Source organism: Candidatus Borrarchaeum sp. (assembly GCF_019058535.1).
Lineage (GTDB): Archaea > Asgardarchaeota > Sifarchaeia > Borrarchaeales > Borrarchaeaceae > Borrarchaeum > Borrarchaeum weybense.
Map to the genome: position 1 here is coordinate 1 of NZ_JAHPYX010000023.1, position 6,965 is coordinate 6,965.

Annotated in this window: 7 protein-coding genes; 4 read left to right on the top strand and 3 right to left on the bottom strand. The window is 35.7% G+C overall.

Annotated features, from left to right (window positions below; translation table 11 throughout):
* The coding region (locus tag QVB70_RS18420) for a zinc ribbon domain-containing protein (protein WP_342766532.1) at positions 1–230 on the bottom strand (230 nt) is incomplete at its 3' end.
* Positions 231–564: 334 nt separating this feature from the next.
* Here QVB70_RS18420 and QVB70_RS01385 point away from each other — a divergent pair.
* The gene (locus tag QVB70_RS01385) at positions 565–1,623 is read left to right on the top strand and encodes a tRNA-guanine transglycosylase (protein ID WP_287582633.1); all 1,059 of its coding nucleotides are present in this window, start codon (positions 565–567) and stop codon (positions 1,621–1,623) included.
* Here the strand turns inward: QVB70_RS01385 and QVB70_RS01390 are convergent.
* Positions 1,616–2,632, bottom strand: a complete 1,017-nt coding sequence (locus tag QVB70_RS01390) for a hypothetical protein (protein WP_287582635.1) — start codon at positions 2,630–2,632, stop codon at positions 1,616–1,618. The genes QVB70_RS01385 and QVB70_RS01390 overlap by 8 nt on opposite strands.
* 390 nt (positions 2,633–3,022) lie before the next feature.
* On the opposite strand from QVB70_RS01390, the gene QVB70_RS01395 reads away from it, so the two are divergent.
* Positions 3,023–3,403 carry a roadblock/LC7 domain-containing protein gene (locus QVB70_RS01395; protein ID WP_287582637.1) on the top strand — a complete coding sequence of 127 codons (381 nt, stop codon included), beginning with the start codon at positions 3,023–3,025 and terminating at the stop codon, positions 3,401–3,403.
* A gap of 252 nt (positions 3,404–3,655) precedes the next feature.
* Positions 3,656–5,845 carry a helix-hairpin-helix domain-containing protein gene (locus QVB70_RS01400; RefSeq protein ID WP_287582639.1) on the top strand — a complete coding sequence of 730 codons (2,190 nt, stop codon included), beginning with the start codon at positions 3,656–3,658 and terminating at the stop codon, positions 5,843–5,845.
* A gap of 73 nt (positions 5,846–5,918) precedes the next feature.
* Here the strand turns inward: QVB70_RS01400 and QVB70_RS01405 are convergent, their stop codons facing one another.
* Entirely contained in the window at positions 5,919–6,185 is a 267-nt protein-coding gene (locus QVB70_RS01405; RefSeq protein WP_287582641.1) for a hypothetical protein, read from the bottom strand.
* 331 nt (positions 6,186–6,516) lie between these two features.
* Between QVB70_RS01405 and QVB70_RS01410 the strand changes: the two genes are divergently transcribed.
* Complete coding sequence (locus QVB70_RS01410; RefSeq protein ID WP_287582643.1) at positions 6,517–6,741, top strand: hypothetical protein; 225 nt, start codon at positions 6,517–6,519, stop codon at positions 6,739–6,741.
* Positions 6,742–6,965 lie beyond the last annotated feature (224 nt).

Sequence of the window (6,965 nt, forward strand, 5' to 3'; positions counted from 1 at the left end):
AGTGATACCACAGTAGAGGATTCAGTCTCCACAGGCTTAACATCCCTACGTCCCGTAGGTACAACCACGTGTTGGTTTAATCCTTCGGTCTCGATATTCACACTGGCATTATGGTCTCTGTCCATCACTAACCCACAGACCTCACAGACATAGACTCGTTCATCCAACCCGATTTCCCGGATATTACCGCAACGCGAACAGGTTTTGGTAGAAGGAAACCACCGATCCACTTTAATCGCAGTCTAATGGAGTATGCACCTTTACTTCAAGTGTGCGTGTGATCCCTCCTTCGGAATGCGGCTGATAGCATGCTCTGAACTGTGACACTACCAAAAGTCTTAGTGTTGGAGGTAGCGATCCCAGCCTTTCACTCGCTAGTCATCTTAGTATAAGAGGCACACCACTATTAAAGTATTAGACAGACCCCTTAATGAAAGTGAACATACACACCTACCGCAATTCATCACCAAGCTGAAGCTGTGGTGCTTTCTTGCTTTGTTCAAGTAAATATATAAGAAAAAATGTTCATTTGTTTAAGTTAATTCGTAAGAGAGGCGCTGGAACGTGAAGTTTCAAGTTCACGATATGGATGGATGGGCAAGAAGTGGAACTTTGCATGTTAATGGAAAAATATTACAGAGTCCATGTATATTCCTTGGACATTCATTGAATCGAGGAAACCCTCTATCTTGGCACTATTTCGATGTTGAGAGTATATTGCTTAATGCTTATGACCTATCAGTCCAAAAAATTGATTTTGTTCGTGTTCGTAAAATCTTGGGTTTTAATGGCGTACTAATGATGGACTCAGGTGGCTATCAGATTCAACGATTCAAAAGAAATATTGATCGAAAGACAATTATTCAAATCCAAGAGACAAGCAAGCCAGATATCGCTATACCATTAGATTACCCATTAACTCCTAAAATGAAGAATGATGAAATCGATAAGAATATTGAGAAGACTTCAAGGAGCAATGAATATTGGAGGAAGCATTATCCGAATGATTTCATTCCAGTGATCCATGGATACAATGAAAAATATCTCATCGACCAAATAAATAATTTAGAAAACACAGCCTTTCTTGCAATTGGCAGTTTCGTGCCGATTTTAATGTACTCTGATCGAAAAAGTTTAGTCGATTTACTCATCACTATAAGAAAAAAGTACCCCGACGTCTTTATTCATTTCTTTGGTGTTTCGTATCTTGTTGCTTTTCTTTTGTTTCTCCTAGGTGCCGATAGTGTAGATACATCTGCACACCTACATAATGCACGGTTTGGAAGTATACATTTGCAACATACAGGACCTCGTGCAATTGCATCTAATACAAAGAAAAGAAAGCGGCCTTCAGCACATAAAATATTAGATGAAGAAGCATTTCTCAATGAAAATTGTGGATGCCCTATCTGCCATTATTTAGAATTTGATAACCTTAAAGTAAGAGGAGTCCGTGGATTACAATTGAGAGGAATTCATAACGCATGGGTGTATAAATCTGCACCAGCAGAATTAAGAAAAACTATCAAAGAAAAAAAAACCGCTAAGGTTATTGAGAAGATATTTTCCCAATCAGGACTAAATTACCTTTACAAATATGCCAAACGAAAGTACCTTACATAATTATGGGGGTTTCTTGTTGACCTTTGACATATTTTTTCAATAAAGTGCAATAATGATCGCGGACACTGTATTCGGCGACATTTAATATTTTTGCCAATAATTTTTGAGTGAGGACAGATCGTCTTTTACTCTGTTTCGCAATCAATAAATCAGCACCATAAATCACTGAGGCTGCAAAGATGTATGGATGTCTACCGCCGCGTTGTTCTGCAGTGATACTTTCTAAAAGCATGTATGCCGTTTTCATAAGATATGTTTGATACTCTGAAGGAGACCATAACCGACGCTTAATGCGCAGTGCGACCTCAGGGTGTCTAACAATCTTGCTAACAAGTCGAGGGATATAATCTTCGCTTTTCCTTCTTTTTAATTCAATTCCTGGAGTTTTTTTCAACATCTCAATAATACGCATTACTTTATTAATAGGAATTCTATGTCCAAGTTGTCTAAATGCAGTTACAACTTCTTGTAGTGTAATAGGTACTCGCATTTCACGGATGGCTATGAAAAGTGCTGCAACCATTAAGACAGGATGAGTTGAAACTTCTTTGTGGTCAGCGTTTTTAAGGCTCTTTCTATAAATATAAGCGGCTCTCTGTTTTGTTTTATCAGATAACTGAAGCAAGGTAACTGCACGATTTAATGATTTTAATACTCTGTACTGGGACTCCTTATGACGTATACGTGCTCTAAAATTGTAAATTCGGTTTAATTTCCTGAAATAGAGTTCTTTTTCCTTTGTAAGTAAATTTCCCTGATGATCTCTTGTATTTTTTTCCTTAAAATTGCCGATGTAACTACCTATCCCATCAATAATATCTATTCTATTGCCTGGGCTGACATATTGTTTTGATAACTCGTTTCTATCTGTTCTTACCGAAATGATATAGTCCTGAGGTACATACTGGATATCAGCCACTAGACCACATTTTTCACAAACATAGAGCCCTCTGTTTAGTACTATTTTACCTCTACATTCAGGACATGTTTGAAGAATACATTCAGTCATTTAAATCCTCCAAGAAACTCTTTTCCTTCAGGGACTCAATCAAGTAATTTCAAAATCTGTTCATTTTTATTAATAATGTTATTTGATCTTATAAGTATTTTTAAAAAAGAATATCTATTTGATTGAACAAATAGTTCGTTAGATAGAACCTACGTAGTCTACAGAGATTAGCGAATGTAATATATGACGGATCTAAAATCTATTTTTTTGCACTCCTCTGGTATTTTTTAGCATGAAAGCGGCGCAAATACTTTAAAGATAAAAATTGAAAGATGTTGTTAATAATCCTTTTTAGGAGTTGCATAAAAAAGACTAAATATACAAAAATCTATTTAGATTCTAAGATATATTATTTAAAAAAAGATTTTCCTACGATACGGAGGCGCTTCTGTGTTTAAACTTAGTCCAAAAAAGCAACGTGATTTAACTGAAATCTTAAGAGAAGTCGTAAATTATGCAGAGCTTGAGGCGATTGCTGTTATCACCAAAGAGGGATTACATCTTGCCTTTTTTGCTGCAGGAAAGGTGGACTCTGATCTCTTATCTGCTATATCAGCAGCCATATTAAGTACTGGAGAAATGGCTGTTGATAAAATGGGGTTTGAAAAACTGTCTGAAGTAATAGTAAGAGGAAAATCAGGCTATATAATCTTAACAGATGCAGGAAAGTTTGTACTTATTGGCGCTGGCCGTGAGGCAACAAGCCTTGGACTCTCTGTGAGAGTATTGAGGGCCTATGCAAAACGTGTTACTGATCTACTCTCTAAGTAGTTTAAATTATGAATGAGATAAAGTTTAACGAAGTTATGCAAATTATTTTTAGTTGAAAATTTATAGTTTTTAAAAAATTATTTAACAAGAATTTGCTTTCTGTATTCATTTATAATAAAAGCGATTTCTTTAATAAATCTAGAACTTAACGTGTAAATCAATACTAACTTAAGTTTGCAGTATCCAAAACTCACAAAGTAATTCCGACAAATCATATATTGCTTAAAGATTTTCTCTTTAACGTGATTTAGAATGATCGATAGTAAATCCATATCACAAATATCTTTAGACGATATTCCAAAAATTGGTCCAAAATTAAAACAAAAACTTCTTAGCCATTTTGGATCAGAAGAAGCCGCCCTTCGTGCAATCGTCAATGCAGATATTGCCCGTTTAACTTCAATTCCGCTATTGGGTAGCAAGTTAGCAATGTCCATCGTCATGTCAGCCTATGATTTACTTGAGGGTATAAGGCTTGAAACAGTCTTGGTAACTGAAGATATTAGAAAAATCTATACACAAATACTAGATCTCATCCGTCCATATGCCAATACTTCATTTTCAAAACACAAAATGGCCCTCTTATTCCCATTACCACCTACTCACATTGATAAAATAAAGGAGCGTCAAAAGACCTTTCTAAATGCTAAAGAATTAATAGAAGAACTTGGGGAAGAAGATATAAGTCGAATCTGTAGCTTTCTCTCAAGAATGAAACCAATTGAAATACAAGAATATAAAACTCGAATTACAGATCGTGTCCTCTTAACTGATGATAAGGAAACCTATGAACGATTGATTACGCACGAAATTAATGACGTATATAATATTAGTTTCGTGGATTCACCTCAGGAATCTCTGGACTATATTCAAACTTATGATTATATCATTTATATCGCTCACAAGCATGAACTTGATTTTCTTGATAAAGGCTCAAATGTAGAAATAGTTTCCAAAAGTATTTCTGAAGATGAATTACTTCCAGAGAAAACTCTCTTCTTTTATTCCATTAATTATGATGTCATTCTGGCTGCTTTTGACTTGGTTGAATTATTTTGGAGTTCATCTAATGATAAATTAAGAGAAATCGTAAATCAAGTTGAAATTCAATCGACTAGCACCATTAAGGCTATTATGAAGAATATCAAGCCTAATGGTGAAATAGCAGATGAATATGATCCTGAATTGGATCGTTTAAGATCTATATTAAGGGATTTTGATGGGCTCGTTTCCGATATCGAACTTTGGATTAATAAAGAACTTGTAGATAAACTTTCACAAAGTTCTCTAACAATAGAAGGCAATGAGATTCTTAACCTAATCAAGGCTTTTGGTTCAGAAACAGGATCCCCTCAACAATTCCAACATTATTTAAAAGATAATATCAGCGATTTAATGACTGACATTATCCAAGAAGCTGAAGATAAACTCTGTAATCAACTAAATTTCAAAGATGAAGAAGTTGAGTGGCTAGACAATCTCTTTCCAAGAGAATTGATGTATCCCATCGAAATTAATCAAAAAAAGAGAAGACAAATCATTGATAATATTCGAAAGAAATTTGTTGCACGAAAGTATCAACTTCTAAAAGAACTTGCTAACAAAGGCAAAATTCATATCTCCTTTATTCAGCAAATTGTAGAGACTCTACTTGACTTTGATTTATTCTTTGCTATAGGAAGATTTTCTAAAGAATATCAGTTATTATCGCCTACAATTGATACAATACACACAGGAATTGGTTTCCAAAAAGGTGTAAACCTATTTCTAAAGAATGAAGAACTTGAGGGTAAAGGAAGAGTAATACCCATTGATTATATTATTGGCAATGTGCCTCTTGCTCTAGAAGGGACTAATCAACAGCGAATTGCCGTTTTAAGTGGTGCAAACTCTGGAGGTAAGTCATGTACACTTCAGTTGATCGGTCAAATTGCCATTTTGGCACAAATGGGACTACCTGTCCCTACTAGTGCTGCTTTCTCGTCTGTTTTTGAAGAAATCTATTATTTTTCAAAATCTGTTGGAATACTTAGTGCTGGGGCTTTTGAATCCACATTAAAAAGATTTGCAGAGGTTATACTTAGCCCTCAAAGCAAACTTATTCTAGTTGATGAATTTGAATCGATAACGGAACCTGGAGCTGGCGCAAAGGTTATTGGTGGCATTTTAGAAATGCTTTATAAAAATGAAAAATGCTGTGCAGTCTTTGTAAGTCATTTAGCTGGTGAAATATCTCAAACTATTAAAGATCTTATTAGAATTGACGGTATTGAAGCAAGTGGATTAGATGAAAACCTTGAACTCATTGTTGAGCGAACACCAAAATTTAATCATTTAGCTAAGAGCACGCCTGAGTTAATAGTTGAAAAACTATATCGATCGACAGATCGAGATAACGAGAAAGAAATCTACGAGGATTTGCTAAATATAATTAAAAAGTAAAAAAATGAGTCAGAGATAATTTGTGGGAACTATGAAATAAGAGCACCTCTCATTATTAACGAAGAAGAGTTTTTTATACAAAGAGGCTAATCCAGATACCAGTATCCAAGTAAAGAAATAGCATAAACAATAAGAATCCACCGAATATCATTTTCTTGCCATTCCTTTCATCGATGCCTGACATGTAACATATGAGTCCAATAGCAAAGACAAAACCGCCAACCATCCAACCCAATCGGAAGATAAAAATCATTGTATCTGTTAATGTATCTGTTAACAAAGTAGGAAGACTTTGAAGACGATCTAATTTCGACCATGGATCTCCATTCTCGCTTTGCATATTGCGTCAACTCACACGCTATTAAAAAATGTATATAAAAAACCAGCGCTTTTCATTTTCTATATTTTAAAACTGAAAATTCAAGAGATTTACAGTGACATCCTCCCCACCCTTTCGGTTGGGGCTTCCAGCTTTCCACTGCAGTTCTCGCTCTCTCACGGGAGGCGACGCTTCGCCACTGTCACTACACTTATGGGCTTACGGAAACTTACCAGGTTGCACACGCTGCTCACCCTTATCCTGCCCCTTCTTTATCTGCCTGCAGGATGCTATTGATCTATTACCTGCCTGACCGACAGGTTAGCAAACTGTAAACAACAAGGGGAATATCTTGCCAAGCTGGATAAGACCTCATACACGGACATCCTTACGTTTAGCCCTGTCACGTGCTGACTGGTCGCTTACAGGAGGATATACCTCCACCCAGTCGGGCATTACGGGTACACTCATGGTACCATATATAGAGGGTTCAAGTAACTATAAAAAGACATCAACTTTCATCCCCTCCCTCTCGGAAGGAGATTTCCCGCCGATAAAGTTAAAGATTAACTATTAAGAAATAATACATAGTTCGTTAAGAATAGCTTGTTATTTCCGGTAACAAAATTGCAGAACTTTTCAGTATAAACTTAATCAGTTAATTCAACAGGTAAAATTGCTGGTAAGTTAAATGAAATTCGTGGACAAAATAAAAACCTCAGAATTTTTCATGCTTTTCGAAATCGCGAAACTGGGTGCTCTAGAGAAAACGATAAAATTGACATCTGTACGAATTAGTGA